Here is a 21,396-nt window from a genome sequence, read left to right as displayed (position 1 = left end):
CGACCCGGTCTAGGCGCTGAGCTGCTCGTCGGCGTAGCACCACATCCAGTTCTCGCCCGGCTCGAAGGAGCGGACCACCGGATGGCGGGTCTGCTCGTAGTGCGCCGTGGCGTGGCGGTTCGGGCTGGAGTCGCAGCAGCCGACGTGCCCGCAGCCGGTGCAGATCCGCAGGTGGGCCCACACTCGTTCACCGGCGGCAAGGCAGTCCTCGCAGCCGTCTACGCTGCTGGGGTTCGGCCGCTGAGTGGCGGCATCGGTCAGGTGTGCGCAACGATCCGACATCGTCCGGTCCCTTCTCTCCTGCCGCCCAGCATGTCCCGACGGGAGTGAGCATGCACGAGCTGCCCGCGCTGATGGCTCTGCTCGCCGGAGCGCTGGCCGTCACGGCCCTGTCCCGCCGACTCGGCGTGTCGGCACCGCTGGTGCTGGTCGTCGTGGGGTTGGTGGTCTCGGCGATCCCGGGCGTCCCGGACTACGCGATCAACCCCGACGTGATCCTGCTGCTGATCCTGCCACCGCTGCTGTACTCGGCGGCGCTGCACAGCTCGACGGTGGGGATCAAGGCGAACCTGCGGCCGATCGGGCTGCTGGCGATCGGGCTGGTGCTGTTCACCACCGCCGCGGCCGGGCTGGTGGCGTGGTGGCTGGTGCCGGGGCTGCCGCTGAGCGCGGCCCTGGTGCTGGGCGCGGTGATCGCCCCGCCGGACGCGGTGGCGGCGACCTCGATCGGCCGCCGGGTGGGGTTGCCGCGCAGGCTGATGACGGTGCTCAGCGGCGAGAGCCTGGTCAACGACGCGACGGCGCTGACGGCCTACCGGGTGGCGGTGGCCGCCGCGATCGGCACCGGCACCTCGCTGCTGGCGGGGCTGGGCATGTTCCTGCTGGCGGCGGTGGGCGGCACGCTGATCGGGTTCGTGATCGCCTGGGTGGTCAACCGGGTCAAGCTGCTGCTGCGCGACGACATGTTGGAGAGCGCGGTCGGGCTGATCGTGCCGTTCTTCGCCTACCTCGTCGCCGAGGAGGCGCACACCTCCGGCGTGCTGGCGGTGGTGGTCGCCGGCCTGTACCTCGGGCACCACTCGCCGGCGCGCAGCGCGGCGACGCGGGTGCAGGACAAGGCCGTGTGGGGCGCGGTGGACACGCTGCTGGAGGCGGTGGTGTTCGCGCTGATCGGGTTGCAGCTCAGCAGCGTCGTCGCCGGGGTGACCACCGGGTTCGGGCCGCTGCTGCTGGCCGGGTGCGCGCTGACGGTCGCGGTGGTGCTGGCGCGGGTGGTGTGGGTGTTCGGCGCGATGTACCTGCCGGAGTGGCTGCGCGGGAGGCGCCCGGACTGGCGCTACAAGCTGGTGGTGTCGTGGGCCGGGATGCGCGGGGTGGTGTCGCTGGCGGCGGCCTCGGCGATCCCGACGGTCACGCTGTCAGGCCACCCGTTCCCGCACCGCGACGAGGTGCTGTTCCTGACCTTCTTCGTCACGCTGGCGACGCTGCTGCTGCATGGCACCACGCTGCGCAGGCTGATCGAACGGCTCGGGGTGGTCGGCGGTGAGGACTACACCGACGCGCTCGCCGAAGCCGAGGCCAGGCACAACGCCGCCCGCGCCTCCCAGCAGCGGCTCGACGAGCTCACCGTCGGCGCCGAACCGCCCGGTGATGTCGCCGAGCAGCTCCGGCAGGCCGCCCAGCAGCGGGCCAACCGCGCGTGGGAGCGGCTCGGCCGCTCCGACGAGGAGCTGGGCGAGAGCCCCACGGCCGCCTACCAGCGCCTCCGGGGCGAGATGCTGGCGGCCGAGCGGGCGGTGTTCGTGCAGTTCCGCGACGCCCGCCGGATCGACGACGAGGTGCTGCGCCGGGTCATGCACCAACTCGACCTGGAGGAGCTCTCACTCACCCGGGACTGATGGGATGAACCCCAGCTGCGCGGACAGGTCGGCGGCGGCTTCGCGCATGTAGCCGACGGCTTCGCGCACCCGCTTGCGGGTGAAGCGGTAGGTGGGGCCCGAGGCGCTGAGCGCGGCGATGACGTTGCCCTCGTGGTCGTAGACGGCCACGGCGGCGGCGTTGAGGCCGATCTCGAACTCCTCGTAGCTGGTGGCGTAGCCGTCGCGGACGATGGCGTCGAAGTCCTTGCGCTGCTGGCGGGCCGCGATGACGGTCTGCTCGGTGTACTGCTCGAGCTTGCGGGCCAGGATGCGGTCCTGGTCGTCGCGGGGCGCGTGGGCGAGCAGCACCTTGCCGCTGGAGGTGGCGTGCAGCGGGGTGCGCTGGCCGACCCAGTTGTGCGCGGTGACCGACGCGGTGCCGCGGGCCTGGCTGATGTTGATCGCCACGTCGTAGTCCCGGACGGCGATGTTGACCGTCTCGCCGAGCTCGGTGGCCAGCGAATCGCAGTAGGACTGGCCGATGCGGGAGAGGTCCATCCGCTCGGTGGCGGCGCCGGCGAGCCGCACGATGCCGAAGCCGATGGCGTACTTGCCGCGCTCGCCCAGCTGCTCCACCAGCCCTCGTGATTCGAGCACGCTGACCAGTCGGGACGCGGTGGACTTGTGCACGCCGAGCTCGCCGGCGATCTCGGTGATGCCGACCTCGCCGTTGCGGGCCAGCAGTTCCAGCACGGTCACCGCCCGGTCCACTGATTGCACGAGGGCACCCGAGCTACTTCCGCGTGATTCAGACGCACTAGCCACGGGCCAGACCCTATCGGCTCGCCGGACCTATTCCGCGATCATCCGGGGTGGGCGGAAAATTCTGTTCCTCATTGTGCAACACCCGAGGTCACTTGGCGAGCGTCGAGCAACGCCGTGGCGACGTGTCCCGCGAAGGAGTTGCGGACGAGGACCCGGTAGCCGGTGTCGAGCCGCCAGAGGATCACCGGGACCCGGGCGAGCGGCGTCTGGGCGCAACGGCCCGGGGTGAGCTCGTCGAGGTCCAGCGAGCAGAGGGTCTCCAGCAGCTCGCGGTCGTGCAGGCGCAGGGTGGTGCGGGCGGCCGAGACGTCGACGACGCTGCGGTGGCCGGGCTCAGTGCCGGTGACGCCGATCAGCAGGTGCTCGTCCGGGCCGAGGCCCAGCGCGGCCCGGTGCTCGTCGCCGGTGACGTGGGTGGGCTCCGGGAGCCGCAGCCCCAGCGCGGTTCCGGCGCGGGTGCGCACGTCGAGCTGGGGCAGGAACGGTTCCTCCACCAGGACTTCGGCGAGTTCGGCTGCGCGGTCGTGCAGCGGGCTGCGGCGCAGGTCAACGTCGACCGTCACGGCGAGCTCCCTCCGGGTCGTAGAACACCGGCTCGTGCACCCGGACCGGCACCTCGCGTTCGCCCAGCGGAACCGCGAGGCGCTCGCCGATGCGGTCGCGCCCGGCGGCCACCAGGGCCAGCGCGATGGTGCGGCCCAGGATCGGGCTGCGGTAGCTGGAGGTGACGTGCCCGGTCCCGCCTTCCAGGCAGGCGCCTTCCGGCAGCAGCTCGGCCGGGTCCTCGGTGAGCAGGCCGACGAGCTGCGGTCGGTCGGCGCGAGCGGTGTCGGCGCGGGTGAGGGACCGCTTGCCGAGGAAGTCCTTGCGCTGGGACACCGGCATGCCGAGGTCGAGCGGGGTGACGGTGCCGTCGGTGTCCTGGCCGACGATGACGAAGCCCTTCTCCGCGCGCAGCACGTGCATCGCCTCGGTGCCGTAGGGCGTGACGCCGACGTCCTCCCACAGCGCCAGGCCGTACCAGGACGGGACGTTGATCTCGTAGGCCAGCTCCCCGGAGAACGAGATCCGGGCGATGCGGGCGGGAACCCCGTTGTGCAGCGCGGTGTCCCGGAATTCCAGGAACGCGAGTTCGCCGAGCTCCGGCGCGAGCCGGGCGACGACCTCGCCGGAGTCCGGGCCGGTGACGGCCACCGCGGCCCACTGCTCGGTGACCGAGGTGCAGCACACCTCCAGCTCCGGCCACTCGGTCTGCAGCCACTGCTCCAGCCAGTCGAGGACCTTCTCGGCACCGCCGGTGGTGGTGCTGAGCAGGTAGCGGTCGGCGGCCAGGCGCAGCGCCACGCCGTCGTCGAGGACCATGCCGTCGGCGGTGCACATGATCCCGTAGCGACCCTTGCCGACCGGCAGCTTGGCGAATCCGCCGGTGTAGACGCGGTTGAGGAACTCCGGTGCGTCCGGGCCGACGACCTCGATGCGGCCGAGCGTGCTGACGTCCTGCATCGCGACCCCGGTGCGCGCGGCGAGGCATTCGCGGTGCACGGCCGCGGCCATGTCCTCACCCGATCGCGGGTAGTAGCGGGCGCGCCGCCACTGGCCGACGTCTTCGAAGACCGCGCCGCGGGCGACGTGCCAGGAGTGCATCGGGGTGGTGCGGATCGGGTCGTGGAGGTCGCCGCGTTCACGGGCCGCCATCATCGCGAACGGCACCGGGACGTAGGGCGGGCGGAAGGCGGGCGTGCCCACTTCACCGGGGGTGGTGCCGAGTTCGGCGGCGATGACGGCCATCGCGTTGACCCAGGAGGTCTTGCCCTGGTCGCTGCCGACGCCGATGGTCGTGTAGCGCTTGATGTGCTCGACCGAGCGCAGGCCGGCCCGGATCGCGCGCCGGATGTCGGCGACGGTGGCGTCGCGCTGGAGGTCCACGAACTGCTCGGTGTCCTCCCCCGGCGGCAGCCACACCGGGCGGGGCGGGCGGATCGGTTCCGGCGGCAGGTCCGGTGGCGGAGGCGGGGTGGTTCCGGCCGCGCGGGCACCGGCTTCGAGGCCTTCGGCGATGCAGCCGGGCAGGTCGAAGGTGCCGTTGGCGGCACCGGCGACCAGACCGCCGACCGGCCGGAACGCGGCGATGCCGTCGTCCCAGCGGCGGTCGCCGTCGTGCAGGTGCAGCACCGGGCTCCAGCCGCCGCTGACCGCCAGCAGGTCGCAGCCGATCTCCGTCCCGTCCGAGAGCCGCACGGATTCCAGGCAGCGGCCGGAGGTTTCGACGACGGTGGCGCCGGCGATCACCGGGACGTCGGCGGGCGGCGGGTCGGGGCGGCTGTCGACGATCGCCCGCACCCGGCACCCGGCGGCGGCGAGCTCAGCGGCGGTGGCGTAGGCGCTGTCGCAGGTGGTGGCCACCACCGCCTCCCGCCCGGGCAGCACGGCGAACCGCCGCAGGTAGGTCGACACCGCCGAGGCCAGCATGATCCCCGGCCGATCGTTGCCGGCGAACACCAGCGGCCGCTCGTGCGCCCCGGTGGCCAGCACGACCTCCTCCGCCCGGACGTGCCACATCCGCCTCCCCTGCGCGACCAGCAGGTACCCGTTCTCGTACCGACCGATCGCCGTCGCCCCCAGCAAGATCCGGAGCCGTCCCCCGGCCCCACCCCGAAAACTCCGGTGCGCCTCCCCCCGATCACGACCGTCCGCGCCCCGAACACCTCCGTCCGCACCCCGAATACCGGCGTAATCGGGTCCCCGAATACCGGCGTAATCCGCGTCCGGCGGAGAACTCCCGGGGTCGGCACCCGGAATACCGGCGTAATCGGGTACCTGAATACCGGCGTAATCCGTCAGGTCGTGGAGGGCGCGGGTGATCCAGTCGAGGTGGCGTTCGCCGCCGAGGGTCTGGCCGTGCTCGACCAGGAGGACGCGTGCTCCGGTGCCTCCCGCGGCCACGGCCGCGGCGACTCCTGCGGGACCTCCGCCGATCACGACGACGTCCGCGTGGGCGTACCTGCGGTAGTAGTCGGGGGAATCAGAGCTGGCCAGGCGGCCCACGCCCGGGACGCTCTCGGCTTGGAGGCCGTCGTGGAGCTCGACCTCGGTGGCTTGCGCGAAGGGGTTCCCGCCGACGGCCACCAGGGCGTTGGGTTCGGTGAGGTCCGCGGTGAGCACACCGCGCGGGCGGGCGAGGTAGGTGGAGCGGGCGATCTCGACGCGTCCAGCCGCCAGCAGCGCCGAGGCGAGCGTGTCACCGGGGTGGCCGGTGAGCTCGACCCCGTCGAAGGTGAAGCGCAGGGTGCGGGTGCGGTCGATCCGCCCGCCGGTGCTCAGCCGCATGGCGCCACCTCGTCGGTCTCGGTGTTGCGCCACAGCTCGAACCAGCGGCGGCAACCGGCCGCGTGCACCCACCGCTCCCGCCACCAGCCGCAGGGGTTGTCCCGCACGAACAGCACCTCGGCCCACTCGCGATCGCTCAACGCCGCCGGGTCCGCCGGGTACGGCACGGGCTGACCGCCGTAGCGGAACTCGACCTCGTCCCGCTCCCCGCACCAGGGGCACAGGATCCGCAGCATCTCGGACCTCCCGGAATCAGTGCGCGACGGCCGCCGCGCCGTGCTCGTCGATGAGTGCGCCCGTGACGAACCGCTCCAGCCCGTAGGGCTCGGCCAGCGGGTGCGGCCGGCCGCGGGCGATGGTGTCGGCGTAGACCTGACCGACGCCCGGGGTCGCCTTGAAACCGCCTGTCCCCCAACCGCAGTTGAGGAACAGCCCCTCCCACGGCGTCGGCCCGATGATCGGCGAGGCGTCCGGCGTGACGTCCACCGTTCCCGCCCAGGTCCGGATCACGTGCGCGCGGGCGAAGATCGGGAACAGCTCCAGCGCGGCGGCCAGCTGCCGCTCGATGACGTGCACCGAACCCCGCTGCGAGTAGCCGTTGCGGGAGTCGATGCCCGCGCCGATGACCAGCTCGCCGCGATGCGCCTGGCTGCAGTAGACGTGCACCTGGTTGGACATCACCACGCACGGGTGCACCGGTTCCAGCAGCTCGGACACCAGCGCCTGCAGCGGGTGGCTCTGCAGCGGCAGCCGCAGCCCGAGGGTGTCGGTGAGCGTGCTGGTGCGCCCGGCCGCGGCCAGCGCGACCCGGTCCGCGCCGATGTCGCCGCGCGAGGTCCGCACCCCGCGCACCCGGTCGCCGTCGGTCAGGAAGCCCGTGACCTCGCAGCCCTCGACGAGGTCCACGCCCATCTCGTCGGCCCGGCGGGCGAAGGCCCAGGCGACCAGGTCGTGCTTGGCGATGCCGCCGCGCGGCTGCCACGTCGCCCCCAGGACCGGGTAGCGGCAGCCGGTGTTGATGATCGGGCAGATCCGGGCGACCTCCTCGGGCGAGACCCACTCGGCGTCGATCCCGTTGGCCTGGTTGGCGAAAACCCGGCGGCGCGAGTCGCGCACCTCCTGCTCGGTGTGCGCGAGGTTGAGCACGCCGCGCTGGCTCAGCAGCAGCTCGCAGTCGAGCTCGTCGGGCAGTTCCTCCCACAGCTTCAGGGCGTGCTCGTAGATCCCGGCGCTGGCGTCCCACAGGTAGTTGGAGCGGATGATCGTGGTGTTGCGGGCCATGTTCCCGCCCGCCAGCCAACCGCGTTCGAGGACCGCGACGTCGCGGATGCCGTGCTCGCGCGCGAGGTAGTAGGCCGTGGCCAGCCCGTGCCCGCCGGACCCGACGATCACCACGTCGTAGTGCCGGGCCGGCTCGGCGTTGCGCCACAGCTTCTCGGGCGGTTGCGGAAGCGGTGCTGCGACCACGGAGACCTCCCTCGCTTCCGGAGGTAAGGCCAGGCTAGGAGCGCTGCGAGGAGCCGGTCAATTCACGATCGGGGGACGTCAGTTCTCGTTGTCCCACAACAAGATCCACGCCCGGGAAATTCGTCGCCCGCGGCCCTTGACGCACCCCTCCCAGCGAGCGCAATGTTGCGGTGTGCGCGAGGAGTTGTCGTAGACGCAACAAGGCGGCGGCCATGGTTTCGAGCGTCCAAATCTTGCTTGTGGGAGCGGGCATCGTCGGATGCAGCACCGCCTACCACCTGGCGCGCCAAGGGATCACCGATGTGCTCGTGATCGACCAAGGCCCACTTCCCGCCACCGGCGGATCGAGTTCGCACGCCCCCGGGCTGGTCTTCCAGACCAACGCCTCGGAGACGCTGAGCAGGCTCGCCGCCGACACCGTGGACCTGTACTCCTCGCTGGAGGTCGACGGGAAGCCCTGCTTCCACCCGGTCGGCGGCATCGAGGTCGCCACCACCCCGGAGCGCTGGGCGGACCTGGAGCGCAAGCTCGGCCTGGCCACCGCGTGGGGCATCGGCGGCGAACTCCTCGACGCCGATCAGGTGCGCGACCGGATCCCCGACGTCGACGCGGAGAAGATCCTCGGCGGGCTGCACGTGGCCACCGACGGCATCGCCAAACCGGTGCGGGCCGCCGAGGCGATGATGCGCCAGGCGCACCGGCTCGGCGTCCGCTTCGAAGGCGGCACCGAGGTCACCGGGTTCGACATCAGCGGCGGCCGGATCACCACCGTGCACACCACGTCCGGGGATCTCACGGCCGAGATCGTGTTGTGCTGCACGGGGATCTGGGGACCGAAGATCGGCCGGATGGCCGGGGTGACCATCCCGGTGCAACCGCTCGCCCACCAGTACGCGGTGACGACCCCGGTGCTGCCCGGCGGGGAAACCGAAGTGGCGCAACCGATCCTGCGGCACCAGGACCACTCGATGTACTTCCGGCAGGTCCACGACCGCTACGGCATCGGCTCCTACCGGCATCGCGTGATGCCGGTGCACACCGACGAGCTCACCCCCACCGTCACGCCGGGCACCGAAGCGCCGTCCGAAGGCGGCGGCTGGAAGGGCATGGCCTCGGTGCACCCGTTCACGCCGGAGGACTTCGCCGGACCGTGGGAGGAGGCGCGGCGGCTGCTGCCCGGGCTGCGGGACGCCGAGATCGGCGAGGGCATGAACGGGCTGTTCCTGTTCACCTCCGACGGGATGCCGGTGCTCGGGCGATCCGACGTGGAGAACTTCTGGGTCGCCGAGGCCGTGTGGATCACCCACGCCGGCGGGGTCGGCCGGGCGATGGCGCAGTGGCTGGCCGGGCGCACGCCCGACATCGACCTGCGGCAGGCCGACCTGGGCCGCTTCGACGACTTCGCCCGCAGCCCGGCCTACCTGGCGCAGCGCAGCGCGCAGAGCTTCCGCGAGGTCTACGACGTCATCCACCCGCAGCAGCCGCCCGAGCAGCCGCGACCGCTGCGCACCAGCCCGTTCTTCGACCGCCAGCGCGAGCTCGGCGCGGTGTTCCTGGAAGCCTCCGGCTGGGAACGCCCGCACTGGTACGCCAGCAACGAGAACCTGCTCGGCGGAAGGGAAATCGCCGAACCCGGCCCGTGGGCGGGGCAGTTCTGGTCGCCGATCGTCGGCGCCGAGCACCAGGCCACCCGCGAGCGGGTGGCGATGTTCGACATGACCTCGCTGACGCGCGCCGAGGTCACCGGGCCGGGGGCGTTGGCCCTGCTGGACCGGCTCACCACCAGCAAGATCGACCGGGCGCCCGGGTACGTGACCTACGCGCTGATGCTCACGCCCGAGGGCGGCGTCCGCTCCGACATCACCGTGGCCCGGCTGGGACGCGACCACTTCCAGGTCGGCTGCAACGGTCCGCGCGACATCGCCTGGCTGCGCGATCACGCCGACGAGACCGCGCAGGTCCGCGACATCACCGGCGCCACTTGCTGCATCGGTCTGTGGGGTCCGCGCGCCCGCGACGTGCTGCAACCGCTGGCCGACATCGACGTCTCGCACGAGGCGTTCGGGTTCTTCCGCGCCCGGCGGCTGCACGTCGGCGAGGTGCCGGTGGTGGCGCTGCGGCTGTCCTACGTGGGCGAGCTCGGCTGGGAGCTCTACACCTCCGCCGACTTCGGCCGCCGGCTGTGGGACCTGCTGGCCGACTCCGGGCACGGCATCTTCCCGGCCGGCCGGGGCGCGTTCAACGGGCTCCGGATCGAGAAGGGCTACCGCGCCTGGGGCACCGACATGTGGACCGAGCACACCCCCGCCGAAGCGGGCGTCGCCTTCGCGGTGAAGCCCGACAAGGGTCCCTTCATCGGCCGAGAAGCCCTGCTCCGGCAGGAGGAACCCGCTCGTAGCCTGTGCTGCCTGCGCATCGACGACGGCACGGTCCTGATGGGCTCGGAACCGGTGCGGGCCGGGAGCGACGCGGTGGGCTTCACCACCAGCGCCGCCTACGGCCACACACTCGGCGAGAGCCTCGCCTACGCCTGGCTCCCCGCCGCACTCTCCTCACCCGACACCCGGCTGACGGTCACCTACTTCAACCAACCGCACCCCGCCACGGTCATCCCCGACCCCGCCTTCGACCCCCGCATGACCCGAATGCGCTGCTGAAAACCCAAAAAGAACAACCGAACCCGACCCACGACACAACCGACCACGACGACCCCAACCCCGATCCGAAAACCCCTCCGACGGCCCCCCACCCGATTTCAGCGGAAACCGGAACCCGGAACTCCGCTGAAATCGAGGTCCCGATTTCCATTGAAATCGGAGTTCGGACTTCCATTGAAATCGCACAGACCCAGACTTGGAGCGCACCATGAGCGTGAACCTGAACCCCGGCGTTCTGCTGTACCCGCGGATCCGCAAATCGCCGTTCTTCTACGCCTCCCGGCAGCACGGCGTGGCGATGTACAGCGTCTACAACCACACGTACCACGCGCGCCACTACGGGGATCCGGTCGCCGAGTACTGGGCACTGCTGGAGGGCGTGACGTTGTGGGACGTCGGCGTGGAGCGGCAGGTGGAGATCACCGGTCCGGACGCGTTCGAGTTCACCAACATGCTCGTGCCCCGAGACCTGACCAAGTGCAAGGTCGGCCAGTGCAAGTACGTGTTCGTCACCGGCAACGACGGCGGCATCCTCAACGATCCCGTGCTGCTGCGCCTCGGCGAGAACCACTTCTGGCTCTCGCTGGCCGACAGCGACGTGCTGATGTGGGCCAAGGCCCTCGCCCACGCCCTCGGCATGGACGTCGAGATCCACGAACCCGACGTCGGCCCGGTGCAGGTCCAGGGCCCGAAGTCCGGCGCGGTGATGGCGGACCTGTTCGGCGAATCCATTTTGGACATCCCCTATTACTACGCGGTGCAACGAGAGGTTGCGGGCATGCAGGTCGTCGTCTCCCGCACCGGCTACACCGCCGAGCTGGGCTACGAGATCTACCTGCACAACGCCTCCCGCGACGGCGTGCGGCTGTGGGATGCGATCTGGGAGGCCGGTGAGCCGCACGGGTTGACCGTGATCGGCCCGTGCCACATCCGCCGCATCGAGGCCGGGATCCTCTCGTGGGGCTGCGACATCACCGCCGACACCAACCCGTTCGAGGTCGGCTACGGCTTCGAGAAGACCTGGATGGTCGACCTCGACCAGGACGCCGACTTCATCGGCAAGGACGCGCTGCGCCGCATCAAGCAGGAAGGTGTCGGCCGCAAGCTCGTCGGCGTGCGCATCGACGGTCCCAGCGTGGGCTCGTTCAACGACGGCGCGATGATCGACGTGTTCCCGGTGCACGACCCGCACGGCCTGCGCATCGGCGAGGTCACCTCCGCCGCCCACTCCCCGCGCATCGAGGGCAACATCGGCTACGCGATGGTGCCGATCGCCTACCAGGAACCCGGCACCGAGCTCGTCGTGCACACCCAGCACGGCCCGCAGCAGGCGGTGGTGTCCGAGAAGCCGTTCCTGGACCCGACCAAGGACATCCCCAAGCGCCTGGCGCGCAGCGCGTGAAGGGGGCGAGATGAACTCCGAACTGCGGCGATCCCTCGACCGGATGCGCTACGAGGTGCTGCCGGTGGGCGGTGCCCGCGTCGAGCTGCTCCAACCCGGCAGCACCGTGACCGTGACGGCCTCACCGGCCAGGGGCCTCGGGCCGACCCTGGACACCACCGAGCGGCTGGTGGCGATGGGCCTGCACGCGGTCCCGCACCTGGCGGCCCGCTCGATCCGGGACCGCGCGCACCTCACCGCGATCCTGGACCGGCTGGACGCCGCCGGGGTGGACGAGGCGTTCGTGATCGCCGGGGACGCGGCCAAGCCGCTGGGCGAGTTCACCGATTCCCTCGCGCTGCTGCGCGCGATGGAGCAGCTGGAGCGGCTGCCCGCCCGCATCGGCATCGCCGGTTACCCCGAACGGCACGCGTTCATCCCAGACGACTGGGCCGTCCGGGCCATGACCGAGAAGGCCCGCTACGCCGACTACGTGGTTTCGCAAATCACGTTCGATCCGCGGACGATCATCAAGTGGGCCGACGACCTGCGGATTCGCGGGGTGGAAGTGCCCTTGTACGTGGGTGTTCCGGGGGTGGTGGACGCGCATCGGCTGTTGCGCATCGCGCTGAAGATCGGGTTGGGTGAGTCGACGCGGTTCCTGCGAAAGCAGTACGGCGCGGTCTCGAAGATGTTGGCACGCTACACGCCGGAGGAGCTGTTCGACGAGTTGTCCCCGCAGCTGGCCGATCCGGACTCGCCGATCGCGGGCTGGCACCTGTTCACGTTCAACGAGATCAGCAAGACGGTGCAGTGGCGCGACGACCTGGCCTACCGGCTGTCCGGCTACGCGGACCGTCCGGCGTAACCGACACCTCGCAGGAGGTCCTGGCATGACCATCCCGTCCGATCTGGACATCTCCCGGGCCACGGCGCTGCGCCCGATGGACGACATCGCAGCGCAGCTGGGCATCGGGGAACACCTGCTGGAGCCCTACGGGCGCAACGTCGCGAAGATCTCGCTCGACGCCATCGACGAGCTCGCCGACCGGCCGCGCGCCCGCTACGTCGTGGTCTCGGCGATCACGCCCACCCCGCTGGGCGAGGGCAAGACGACCACCACCGTCGGGCTCGGGCAGGCGCTCAACCACATCGGCAAGCGCTCCACCGTCGCCGTCCGGCAGCCCTCGATGGGCCCGACGTTCGGCATCAAGGGCGGCGCGGCAGGCGGCGGGTACAGCCAGGTGGTGCCGATGGAGGCGCTGAACCTGCACCTCACCGGAGACATGCACGCGGTCACCGCGGCGCACAACCTGCTGTCGGCGATGGTCGACAACCACCTGCACAAGGGCAACGCGCTGGGCATCGACCCGCACCGGATCACCTGGCGGCGGGTCCTCGACGTCAACGACCGGGACCTGCGCAACATCGTCTCCGGGCTCGGCGGGAGGCAGGACGGCAACCCGCGCCAGACCGGGTTCGACATCACCGCGGCCAGCGAGGTGATGGCCGTGCTGGCGCTGTCGACCTCGCTGTCCGACCTGCGGAAACGACTGGGCCGCATCGTCGTCGGCTACACCTCCGACGGTGAGCCGGTCACCGCCGAGCAGCTCAAGGCCGCCGGTGCGATGGCGGTGATCATGCGCGACGCGCTCAAGCCGAACCTGATGCAGACCACCGAGAACACGCCGGTGCTGGTGCACGCGGGACCGTTCGGCAACATCGCCCACGGCAACTCCTCGATCGTCGCCGACCTCGTCGCCAGCCGCTGCACCGACTACCTGATCACCGAGGCCGGTTTCGGCGCGGACATGGGCGCCGAGCGGTTCTTCAACATCAAGTGCCGCACCTCCGGGCTGCAGCCGGACGCCGCCGTGCTGGTGGCGACGGTGCGCGCGCTCAAGGCGCACTCCGGCCGGTACAAGGTGGTGGCGGGCAAGCCGCTGCCGCCGGAGATGCTGGCGGAGAACCCCGACGACGTGCTCGCCGGTGCCGACAACCTGCGCAAGCAGATCGACAACATCCGGCTGCACGGCGTCTCCCCGGTGGTGGCGATCAACGCCTTCCCGAGCGACTTCACCAGCGAGCACGAGGCCATCCGGCAGGTCGCCGAGGCCGAGGGCGCGCACGTGGCGGTCAGCACCCACTTCACCGAGGGCGGCAAGGGCGGCGCTGAGCTCGCCGAAGCCGTCGTCGCGGCCTGCGAGGAACCCGCCGGTTTCCAGGTCCTCTACCCCGACGAGGCCGACCTGCGCACCAAGATCGAGACGATCGCGGCGAAGGTCTACGGCGCCGACGGCGTCAGCTACGCGCCGGCGGCCTCACACGCCCTCGACAGCTACGAGGCCAACGGCTACGGCGAGCTGCCGGTCTGCATCGCCAAGACCCACCTGTCGCTGAGCTCCGACCCCTCGCTGCTGGGCGCCCCCACCGGCTGGACCCTGCCGGTTCGCGAGGTCCGGGCCTCGGTCGGCGCCGGGTTCGTCTACCCGATCTGCGGGGACATGCGCACCATGCCGGGCCTCGGCTCGCACCCGCAGGCCGAGTCGATCGACCTGGACGCCAACGGCAACATCACCGGCCTGATGTGACCTGCCTGCTCAACCAGGCGCGCGACACGGCGGCCGCGCGTCCGCCCCGGCCGCCGCTTCCCGCAGTCGGTGACGTGGGCTTTTCGAATTTCGCGCGAAATTCGAGGTTGACGTCGCGTCGTCGAACTTCGCGCGAAATTCGAATCACGTCCCCCGGACGGGGTAGGGCCGGGTGTGGCCTACCGTTGGCGGTCATGGGTGTTGTCCGGTCCGTCGTGCTGTTCGTGCTGGCCGCCGTCGCCGAGATCGGTGGGGCGTGGCTGGTGTGGCAGGGCGTGCGGGAGCAGAAGGGCCTGCTGTGGGTGGGCGCGGGCGTGATCGCGCTGGGGGCCTACGGCTTCGTCGCCACGTTGCAGCCCGACGCGCACTTCGGCCGGATCCTGGCCGCCTACGGCGGCGTCTTCGTCGCCGGATCACTGCTGTGGGGAGTCCTGCTCGACGGCTTCCGGCCGGACCGCTGGGACGTCATCGGGGCGCTGATCTGCCTCGTCGGCGTCGCCGTGATCATGTACGCGCCGCGCTCGGCGTGAACCGGACCGCAGGTCCGGGCGCTCACTCCGCCAGGGTCAGGTCCGAGAAGCGGACGGGGAAGCCCACGCCGTCCGGGGAAGCGCACATCGGGCCTGCGTGGGCCGGGACGTCCGGTGGGAAGTAGGCCGTGCGGAGGTTGTTGACGGGCTCGCCGTCCTCGGCGGCGTAGCGGATGTGGACGGCGTCCTCGAAGCGCTCGACCTCCACGGTCACCGACTCGACCTCGCCGCAGACCGCCGACACCGGCAGCTGGCTCCAGTCGGAGAACTCGCGGGTGACCACCGCCGACAGGTACTGCTCGCCGTCGACGTACTCGATGCCGGTCTTGATCCAGTTCCGCTCGTCGATGCGCAGCATCAGCCCGGCCTGGTCGTGCTGCTCGCGGTAGTCACCGAAGAACCTGGTGCGCATCCGGAAGTGGGCCCCGACGGGCAGCAGCAGGGCGTGCCCGTTGTCGCGGTTGAAGCCGTAGTGCGTGGTCTGCCAGAAGTCGGTTTCCTCGTCGCTGGTGACGGTCAGACCCGCGTAGGTCAACCAGTTCGCCGGTTCGTTGAGCCACTGCCACCCGCTGAGCTCGAACAGCGTGAGGTCTTCGGCTTGCTGCATTGCCCACCGCTCCGTTCGGTCCGGGCAACCGCCTTGGCGGCCCGCGTCGTCGAGTCACCGTCGAGCACCGAAGACTACCGGGGCGGCGGACAGCCGGAGTGAAGCACGCCTGATGATCGACGGAGTCCTCAGCGGACGACGGTGACCGGGCAGGCCGCGTGGTGCACGATCTTGACCGCGACCGATCCGACCAGCATGCCGGTGAACGCTCCGTGGCCCTTGTCGCCGACGACCAGCAGGTCCGCCTTCTTGGACAGCTTGACGAACTCGTCGACGACCTGACCGCGGATCAGCTTCGGCCGGATGTCGACGCTCGGGAAGTCGGGCTTGACCCGGGCCACCGACGAATCCAGCGCTTCCTGTCCCTGCCTCTGCAGCTCCGCGTCGGGGGACGTCTGGTGGTAGCCGAACTGCACGGGCTGGTGCCAGACGGTGACCGCGTGCAGGACTCCGCCCACCTGCCGCACGTGGTCGGCGGCCCACCGCAGCGCGTGCACCGATTCCTCCGACCCGTCCACTCCGACGACGACGGTTTGGGGCATGACCAGACTCCTTCAACGCTCGCGAGGATCTTGCCCGGATCGTATGGCGATCCCGGGAGCGTTGCAGCGCGTCAGAGCTGGCCGACGTCGGTGACGCGCACGACGGCGCTGCCGGCCTCGTCGGACGCGGCGAGGTCGACCTCGGCGCTGATGCCCCAGTCGTGGTCCTCGGCCGGGTCGGCGAAGATCTGCCGGACCAGCCAGCGGTCGGCTTCCTCGGTGATCATCAGCATCCGCGGGCCGCGCGCGTCCGGACCGATGCCGATCTCGTCGTGCTCGGCGTAGTAGTCGTCCAGCGCGTCTTCCCACGCGTCGGCGTCCCAGCCGTCCTCGCCGTCGAGCTCGCCCAGCTGCTCGTAGCGGCCCAGCGCGGCGAGCTCGACGCGGCGGAACAGCGCGTTGCGCACCTGCACCCGGAAGGCCCGCAGGTTGCGCGTGACGCGTTCGGGCTCGGCGGGTTCGGCCTTGGCCGGTCCCTCGCCGGGGTGGCGCAGCTTCTCCCACTCGTCGAGCAGGCTGGAGTCGACCTGGCGGACCAGTTCACCGAGCCATTCGATGATGTCGGTGAGCTCCTCGGTCTTGGCGTCGTCGGGCACGGTGTGCCGCAGCGCCTTGTAGACGTCGGCGAGGTAGCGCAGCACGAGGCCTTCGGAGCGCGCGAGGCCGTAGTGGTTGACGAACTCGACGAAGTTCATCGCCCGCTCGTACATGTCGCGCGCCACCGACTTCGGCGACAGCTCGTGCTCGCCGACCCACGGGTGCCCCTTGCGGTAGGTCTCGTAGGCGGCTTCGAGGAGCTCTTCGAGCGGCTTGGGGTGGGTGATCTCCTCCAGCAGCTCCATGCGCTCGTCGTACTCGATGCCGTCGGCCTTCATCTGCGCGACGGCCTCGCCGCGGGCCTTGAACTGCTGCTGCGAGAGCACCTGCCGCGGATCGTCCAGTGTGGACTCGATGACGCTGAGCACGTCCAGCGCGTAGGTCGGCGACTCGGAGTCGAGCAGTTCGATGGCGGCCAGCGCGAACGGCGACAGCGGCTGGTTCAGCGCGAAGTCGAACTGCAGGTCCACCGTCACCCGCACCCTGCGGCCCTGCTCGTCGGGCGTGTCGAGCTGCTCGACGACGTCGGCGGCCAGCAGCGCCCGGTAGATCGCGATCGCCCGCAGGATGTGCTTGCGCTGGGTGGCGCGGTCCTCGTGGTTGTCCTCCAGCAGGTGCCGCATCGCCGCGAACGCATCGCCCGGCCGGTTGATCACGTTCAGCAGCATCGAGTGGCTGACGTTGAAGCTGGACCGCAGCGGCTCCGGCTCGGCCTCCACCAGCTTGTCGAAGGTCTTCTCGCTCCAGGACACGAAGCCCTCGGGAGCCTTCTTGCGCACGACCTTGCGCTTCTTCTTCGGGTCGTCTCCGGCCTTGGCCAGCGCCCGCTCGTTCTCGATCTCGTGCTCGGGCGCCTGCACCACCACGAAGCCCGCGGTGTCGTAGCCCGCGCGACCGGCCCGGCCGGCGATCTGGTGGAACTCGCGCGCCTTGAGGTGCCGGGTGCGCACACCGTCGTACTTGGTCAGCCCGGTGATGAGCACGGTGCGGATCGGCACGTTGATGCCCACGCCGAGCGTGTCGGTGCCGCAGATGACCTTGAGCAGCCCGGCCTGCGCGAGCTGCTCGACCAGCCGCCGGTACTTGGGCAGCATGCCCGCGTGGTGCACGCCGATGCCGTGCCTGACCAGCCGCGACAGCGTCTTGCCGAAGCCGGCGGTGAAGCGGAAGTCGCCGATCGCCTCGGCGATGGCGTCACGCTGCTCGCGGGAGGCGACCTTGACGCTCATCAGCGCCTGCGCCTGCTCCAGCGCCGAGGCCTGGTTGAAGTACACGACGTAGACCGGGGCCTGCTGACCATCGAGGAGCTCCTCGATGGTCTCGTGCAGCGGGGTCTTGGCGTAGCGGAAGTTCAGCGGGATCGGCCGCTCGGCCGAGGTGACCACCGCCGTGTCCCGGCCGGTGCGGCGGGTCAGGTCCTCCTCGAAGGAGCTGACGTCGCCGAGCGTGGCCGACATGAGCACGAACTGGACGCGCGGCAGGTCCAGCAGCGGCACCTGCCAGGCCCAGCCTCGATCGGGTTCGGCGTAGAAGTGGAACTCATCCATCACGACCTGGTCGACGTCGGCGTCCGCGCCGTCGCGCAACGCGATGTTGGCCAGGATCTCCGCGGTGCAGCAGATGATGGGCGCGTCGGCGTTGACGCTGGAGTCGCCGGTCATCATGCCGACGTTCTCGGCGCCGAAGACGTCGACGAGGCTGAAGAACTTCTCCGAGACCAGCGCCTTGATCGGCGCGGTGTAGAAGCTGCGCTTGCCGGTGGCCAGGGCCGCGAAGTGCGCGCCGGTGGCCACCATGCTCTTACCGGACCCGGTCGGGGTGGACAGGATCACGTTCGCGCCGGTCACGACCTCCATCAGCGCTTCCTCTTGCGCCGGGTAGAGCTCGATGCCCAACGAGGTCGTCCATTCGACGAACGCCTCGAACTGGGCGTCGGGATCGGGATCGCCGGCGGTGAGCGCTGGGAGCTGGTCGGTGAGCTTCATCGTCCCCCCATCGTCCCTGGCCACCCCCGGCCCGGGGCAGCCGGGGTGTCCTCCGGCCGGTTTCCTCCACCCCGGTGTTGTCGCTGGTGGAAGACCCCGGTGATCAGCGACCATGAGAGGCGGCCCTGGTCTCAGGAGGAAGGAGGGGCGCCATGTCGACCCGCAACGTGCGCTTCATCGGCGGGCCCCTGGACGGCAGAGTCCAGGACCTGCGCGACCACGAAGCGGTCGCAGGCCGCCTCCTCAAGCACATCCACCTGCACGACGGCCCCAAGATCGAAACCCAGTACGAACTCCACTACACCCCGGAGAGCGGCTGGGTGTACCACCTATGCGGAACACAGCCATAGTTCTGAAGAATCACGTGTGGCCCTTCTGCGTGGCGGTGCCGGTAGCGGAACCTCAGACGCCTTCTGGCTCCGGGATCCGCGACTGATGTATGACCAATACACGGCGCTGCGGCTGTCCTCCCAGAAGACGCCTGAGAACCCGCGGCGGTGCCAGTTGCGAGGATGGGGCAAGGAGAAAGCGACTTCGTCGCTTGCCTGACGTGCAGAAGTGAACGCCGTTTACTCCACGGAGATGCGCATCACAGATTTGATCGGTTTCACATCCGAACTGGCCGCTTACCATCCTTCGTATGGTGGCGCACTCGACGACGAGCAGCGGCCGGCCGGATCTCCCGCTGGCTGCGGAGTTCCCGGAGCCGACCCGCGAGCAGTGGCAGGACCAGGTCCACAAGGTGCTGAAACGATCCGGTTCGGTCGGTGAGGAGCCGCCTGCCGGTCCGGTCGAGGACGTGCTGGACTCCACGACCCACGACGGGATCCGGGTGCGCCCGCTCTACACCTCCGCGCCCGTCGAGCCGGGGCTGCCGGGCCTGGCGCCGTTCGTGCGCGGCAGCCGGCCGCAGGGCGGGGTGGCCGAGGGCTGGGACGTGCGGCAGCGCCACGAGCACCCCGACGCCGCAGAGACCAACCGGGAGGTCCTGGCCGACCTCTACAACGGCGTCTCCTCCCTCTGGCTGCGCCTGGGTGCCGCCGGGATCGCGATCGACGACCTGCCTGATGCGCTGGGCGGCGTGCACCTGGACATGATCGGCGTGAGTCTGGACGCGGGCGCGGACTTCGCCGCCGCCGCGCAGGCCTACCTCGACCTCGCCGCCGAGCAGGGCGTGCCCACCGGGCAGCTGCGCGGCAACCTCGGCGCGGACCCGCTGGCCGTCCTGGCCCGCACCGGCCAGGCCGGTGACCGCGACGCCGCCGTGGAGCTGGCCCGGCGCTGCGCCGCCGAGTTCCCGCAGCTGGGAGCCCTGAGCGTGGACGCGCTGCCGTTCCACGACGCCGGTGGCTCCGACGCCCAGGAGCTGGGCTGCTCGCTGGCCGCCGGGGTGACCTACCTGCGGTGGCTCACCGAGGCGGGCATGGACGTCGACGCCGCCGCCGGGCAGCTGGAGTTCCGCTACGCCGCCACCGCGGACCAGTTCCTGACCATCGCCAAGCTGCGCGCCGCCCGCCGCCTGTGGGAGCAGGTCACCCGCTCCAGCGGCGTCAGCGAGCCCGCGCGGGCGCAGACCCAGCACGCGGTGACCTCGCAGGCGATGCTCACCCGCCGCGACCCGTGGGTGAACATGCTGCGCGGCACCATCGCCACCTTCGCCGCCGGAGTCGGCGGCGCCCAGTCGGTCACCACGCTGCCCTTCGACGCCGCGATCGGTCTGCCCGACGACTTCGCCCGCCGCATCGCCCGCAACACCCAGGCGCTGCTGCTGGAGGAATCCCACCTCGCCCAGGTCATCGACCCCGCAGGCGGCTCCTGGTACGTCGAAACCCTCACCGACGAACTCGCCCGCACCGCGTGGGCCTGGTTCCAGCGCATCGAAGCCACCGGCGGGCTCCCGCAGGCCCTGGAATCCGGGCTGGTCGCCGAGGAGATCGAGGACACCTGGCAGGAGCGCCGCGCGGCGATCGCACGTCGCAGCGATGCCATCACCGGGGTCAGCGAGTTCCCGAACCTCGACGAAGCCCCCGTGGAGCGCAGCGCGGCGCCGCAGCAGCCCGGCGGCGGGTTGCCGGTGCACCGCTACGCCGAGAACTTCGAGGCGCTGCGCGACGCCGCCGATGCCCGGCTGGCTCAGACCGGGGAGCGCCCAGCGGTCTTCCTGGCCACGCTCGGGCCCCTGGCGGCGCACAACGCGCGTGAGTCGTTCGCCCGCAACCTGTTCGCCGCGGGCGGTTTGGGTTCCGCCGAGGCCGGGCCGACCGATTCGACGGACGCGGTGCTCGCCGCCTACACGGGTGCTCCGGTGGTGTGCCTGTGCTCCAGCGACGAGATCTACGCCGAGCGCGCCGCCGAGACCGCGCAGGCACTCCGGCAGGCCGGGGCGAAAACCGTTCTGCTGGCAGGGAAACCGAGCGATCACGCCGACGTCGACGGCTACGTCCACGCCGGGTGCGATGCGCTGACCGTCCTCGAGGCCGTGCACGCCGAGTTGGGAGTCCGACGATGACGCAGATCCCGAACTTCGCCGACATCCCCCTGGACGCTCCGTCGCAGGCGGATGAGGACCGCTGGCGGTCGGAGGTGCTGGCGGCCACCGGCAAGGAATCCGACGCGCTGGCGTGGGAGGCCCCGGAGGGCATCGACGTCCAGCCGCTCTACACCGAATCCGATGTGGACGGTCTGGACTTCCTGTCCACCTACCCCGGTCTGGCTCCGTTCCTGCGCGGCCCCTATCCGACGATGTATGTCAACCAGCCCTGGACCGTGCGCCAGTACGCCGGGTTCTCCACCGCCGAGGCCTCCAACGCCTTCTACCGCCGCAACCTCGCGGCCGGGCAGAAGGGCCTGTCGGTGGCCTTCGACCTGGCCACCCACCGCGGCTACGACTCCGACCACCCGCGCGTCGGCGGGGACGTCGGCATGGCGGGCGTGGCGATCGACTCGATCCTGGACATGCGGCAGCTCTTCGACGGCATCCCGCTGGATCGGATGAGCGTGTCGATGACCATGAACGGCGCGGTGCTGC

General features: G+C 70.8%; 18 protein-coding genes. 9 read left to right on the top strand and 9 right to left on the bottom strand.

Annotated elements, in window-relative coordinates; genetic code table 11:
* Positions 1–9: 9 nt before the first annotated feature.
* Positions 10–282, bottom strand: a complete 273-nt coding sequence (locus R4I43_RS33485) for a UBP-type zinc finger domain-containing protein (protein WP_324269744.1) — start codon at positions 280–282, stop codon at positions 10–12.
* Positions 283–332: 50 nt separating this feature from the next.
* On the opposite strand from R4I43_RS33485, the gene R4I43_RS33480 reads away from it, so the two are divergent.
* On the top strand, positions 333–1,898 hold the full coding sequence (locus R4I43_RS33480; protein ID WP_324269743.1) for a Na+/H+ antiporter: 1,566 nt from the start codon (positions 333–335) through the stop codon (positions 1,896–1,898).
* Here the strand turns inward: R4I43_RS33480 and R4I43_RS33475 are convergent.
* From R4I43_RS33475 to R4I43_RS33455, 5 genes are all read right to left on the bottom strand, one after another.
* Entirely contained in the window at positions 1,881–2,639 is a 759-nt protein-coding gene (locus tag R4I43_RS33475; protein WP_324269742.1) for an IclR family transcriptional regulator, read from the bottom strand. The genes R4I43_RS33480 and R4I43_RS33475 overlap by 18 nt on opposite strands.
* A gap of 113 nt (positions 2,640–2,752) precedes the next feature.
* Positions 2,753–3,247, bottom strand: coding sequence for a sarcosine oxidase subunit gamma (locus R4I43_RS33470; RefSeq protein ID WP_324269741.1), 495 nt, complete (start codon positions 3,245–3,247; stop codon positions 2,753–2,755).
* Entirely contained in the window at positions 3,231–6,011 is a 2,781-nt protein-coding gene (locus R4I43_RS33465) for a 2Fe-2S iron-sulfur cluster-binding protein (RefSeq protein ID WP_324269740.1), read from the bottom strand. Before R4I43_RS33465 ends, R4I43_RS33470 begins: the two co-directional genes overlap by 17 nt.
* Positions 6,002–6,247, bottom strand: a complete 246-nt coding sequence (locus R4I43_RS33460) for a sarcosine oxidase subunit delta (protein ID WP_324269739.1) — start codon at positions 6,245–6,247, stop codon at positions 6,002–6,004. Before R4I43_RS33460 ends, R4I43_RS33465 begins: the two co-directional genes overlap by 10 nt.
* A gap of 16 nt (positions 6,248–6,263) precedes the next feature.
* The gene (locus R4I43_RS33455) at positions 6,264–7,478 is read right to left on the bottom strand and encodes a sarcosine oxidase subunit beta family protein (protein WP_324269738.1); all 1,215 of its coding nucleotides are present in this window, start codon (positions 7,476–7,478) and stop codon (positions 6,264–6,266) included.
* Between the two features lie 212 nt (positions 7,479–7,690).
* On the opposite strand from R4I43_RS33455, the gene R4I43_RS33450 reads away from it, so the two are divergent.
* From R4I43_RS33450 to R4I43_RS33430, 5 genes are all read left to right on the top strand, one after another.
* Positions 7,691–10,135 (top strand): FAD-dependent oxidoreductase, encoded by a 2,445-nt coding sequence (locus tag R4I43_RS33450; RefSeq protein ID WP_324269737.1) that lies wholly within the window; start codon positions 7,691–7,693, stop codon positions 10,133–10,135.
* 208 nt (positions 10,136–10,343) lie between these two features.
* Positions 10,344–11,537 (top strand): glycine cleavage T C-terminal barrel domain-containing protein, encoded by a 1,194-nt coding sequence (locus R4I43_RS33445; RefSeq protein WP_324269736.1) that lies wholly within the window; start codon positions 10,344–10,346, stop codon positions 11,535–11,537.
* A 10-nt stretch (positions 11,538–11,547) separates the two neighbouring features.
* On the top strand, positions 11,548–12,384 hold the full coding sequence (locus R4I43_RS33440; protein ID WP_324269735.1) for a methylenetetrahydrofolate reductase: 837 nt from the start codon (positions 11,548–11,550) through the stop codon (positions 12,382–12,384).
* 25 nt (positions 12,385–12,409) lie between these two features.
* Positions 12,410–14,107 carry a formate--tetrahydrofolate ligase gene (locus tag R4I43_RS33435; protein WP_324269734.1) on the top strand — a complete coding sequence of 566 codons (1,698 nt, stop codon included), beginning with the start codon at positions 12,410–12,412 and terminating at the stop codon, positions 14,105–14,107.
* A 194-nt stretch (positions 14,108–14,301) separates the two neighbouring features.
* Entirely contained in the window at positions 14,302–14,637 is a 336-nt protein-coding gene (locus tag R4I43_RS33430) for a YnfA family protein (protein WP_324269733.1), read from the top strand.
* A gap of 22 nt (positions 14,638–14,659) precedes the next feature.
* Here R4I43_RS33430 and R4I43_RS33425 read toward each other — a convergent pair whose 3' ends face one another.
* The 3 genes from R4I43_RS33425 to R4I43_RS33415 form a co-directional block, all read right to left on the bottom strand.
* On the bottom strand, positions 14,660–15,244 hold the full coding sequence (locus tag R4I43_RS33425) for a DUF1349 domain-containing protein (RefSeq protein ID WP_324269732.1): 585 nt from the start codon (positions 15,242–15,244) through the stop codon (positions 14,660–14,662).
* A gap of 128 nt (positions 15,245–15,372) precedes the next feature.
* Complete coding sequence (locus tag R4I43_RS33420) at positions 15,373–15,786, bottom strand: universal stress protein (RefSeq protein WP_324269731.1); 414 nt, start codon at positions 15,784–15,786, stop codon at positions 15,373–15,375.
* Positions 15,787–15,857: 71 nt separating this feature from the next.
* The gene (locus R4I43_RS33415; protein ID WP_324269730.1) at positions 15,858–18,368 is read right to left on the bottom strand and encodes a DEAD/DEAH box helicase; all 2,511 of its coding nucleotides are present in this window, start codon (positions 18,366–18,368) and stop codon (positions 15,858–15,860) included.
* Between the two features lie 152 nt (positions 18,369–18,520).
* Here R4I43_RS33415 and R4I43_RS33410 point away from each other — a divergent pair, with 152 nt between their 5' ends.
* The 3 genes from R4I43_RS33410 to R4I43_RS33400 form a co-directional block, all read left to right on the top strand.
* Positions 18,521–18,718 (top strand): hypothetical protein, encoded by a 198-nt coding sequence (locus tag R4I43_RS33410; protein WP_324269729.1) that lies wholly within the window; start codon positions 18,521–18,523, stop codon positions 18,716–18,718.
* A 290-nt stretch (positions 18,719–19,008) separates the two neighbouring features.
* A complete protein-coding gene (mutA, locus tag R4I43_RS33405; RefSeq protein WP_324269728.1) occupies positions 19,009–20,877 on the top strand; it encodes a methylmalonyl-CoA mutase small subunit in 1,869 nt (622 codons plus the stop codon).
* A partial coding sequence (locus R4I43_RS33400) for a methylmalonyl-CoA mutase family protein (RefSeq protein WP_324269727.1) occupies positions 20,874–21,396 on the top strand: 523 nt, incomplete at its 3' end. The genes mutA and R4I43_RS33400, both read left to right, overlap by 4 nt.

Source organism: Saccharopolyspora mangrovi (assembly GCF_035320975.1).
In the GTDB taxonomy this organism is placed as follows: Bacteria; Actinomycetota; Actinomycetes; order Mycobacteriales; family Pseudonocardiaceae; genus Saccharopolyspora; species Saccharopolyspora mangrovi.
This window is presented reverse-complemented; position numbering and strand designations above follow the sequence as displayed.

Excerpts from the sequence above, each read along its gene's own strand:
- R4I43_RS33485 (WP_324269744.1), bottom strand. The coding sequence starts at position 282 with ATGTCGGATCGTTGCGCACACCTGACCGATGCCGCCACTCAGCGGCCG.
- R4I43_RS33480 (WP_324269743.1), top strand. The coding sequence starts at position 333 with ATGCACGAGCTGCCCGCGCTGATGGCTCTGCTCGCCGGAGCGCTGGCC.
- R4I43_RS33465 (WP_324269740.1), bottom strand. The coding sequence starts at position 6,011 with ATGCGGCTGAGCACCGGCGGGCGGATCGACCGCACCCGCACCCTGCGC.
- R4I43_RS33460 (WP_324269739.1), bottom strand. The coding sequence starts at position 6,247 with ATGCTGCGGATCCTGTGCCCCTGGTGCGGGGAGCGGGACGAGGTCGAG.
- R4I43_RS33450 (WP_324269737.1), top strand. The coding sequence starts at position 7,691 with ATGGTTTCGAGCGTCCAAATCTTGCTTGTGGGAGCGGGCATCGTCGGA.
- R4I43_RS33445 (WP_324269736.1), top strand. The coding sequence starts at position 10,344 with ATGAGCGTGAACCTGAACCCCGGCGTTCTGCTGTACCCGCGGATCCGC.
- R4I43_RS33440 (WP_324269735.1), top strand. The coding sequence starts at position 11,548 with ATGAACTCCGAACTGCGGCGATCCCTCGACCGGATGCGCTACGAGGTG.
- R4I43_RS33435 (WP_324269734.1), top strand. The coding sequence starts at position 12,410 with ATGACCATCCCGTCCGATCTGGACATCTCCCGGGCCACGGCGCTGCGC.
- R4I43_RS33430 (WP_324269733.1), top strand. The coding sequence starts at position 14,302 with ATGGGTGTTGTCCGGTCCGTCGTGCTGTTCGTGCTGGCCGCCGTCGCC.
- R4I43_RS33425 (WP_324269732.1), bottom strand. The coding sequence starts at position 15,244 with ATGCAGCAAGCCGAAGACCTCACGCTGTTCGAGCTCAGCGGGTGGCAG.
- R4I43_RS33420 (WP_324269731.1), bottom strand. The coding sequence starts at position 15,786 with ATGCCCCAAACCGTCGTCGTCGGAGTGGACGGGTCGGAGGAATCGGTG.
- R4I43_RS33415 (WP_324269730.1), bottom strand. The coding sequence starts at position 18,368 with ATGAAGCTCACCGACCAGCTCCCAGCGCTCACCGCCGGCGATCCCGAT.
- R4I43_RS33410 (WP_324269729.1), top strand. The coding sequence starts at position 18,521 with ATGTCGACCCGCAACGTGCGCTTCATCGGCGGGCCCCTGGACGGCAGA.
- mutA (WP_324269728.1), top strand. The coding sequence starts at position 19,009 with ATGGTGGCGCACTCGACGACGAGCAGCGGCCGGCCGGATCTCCCGCTG.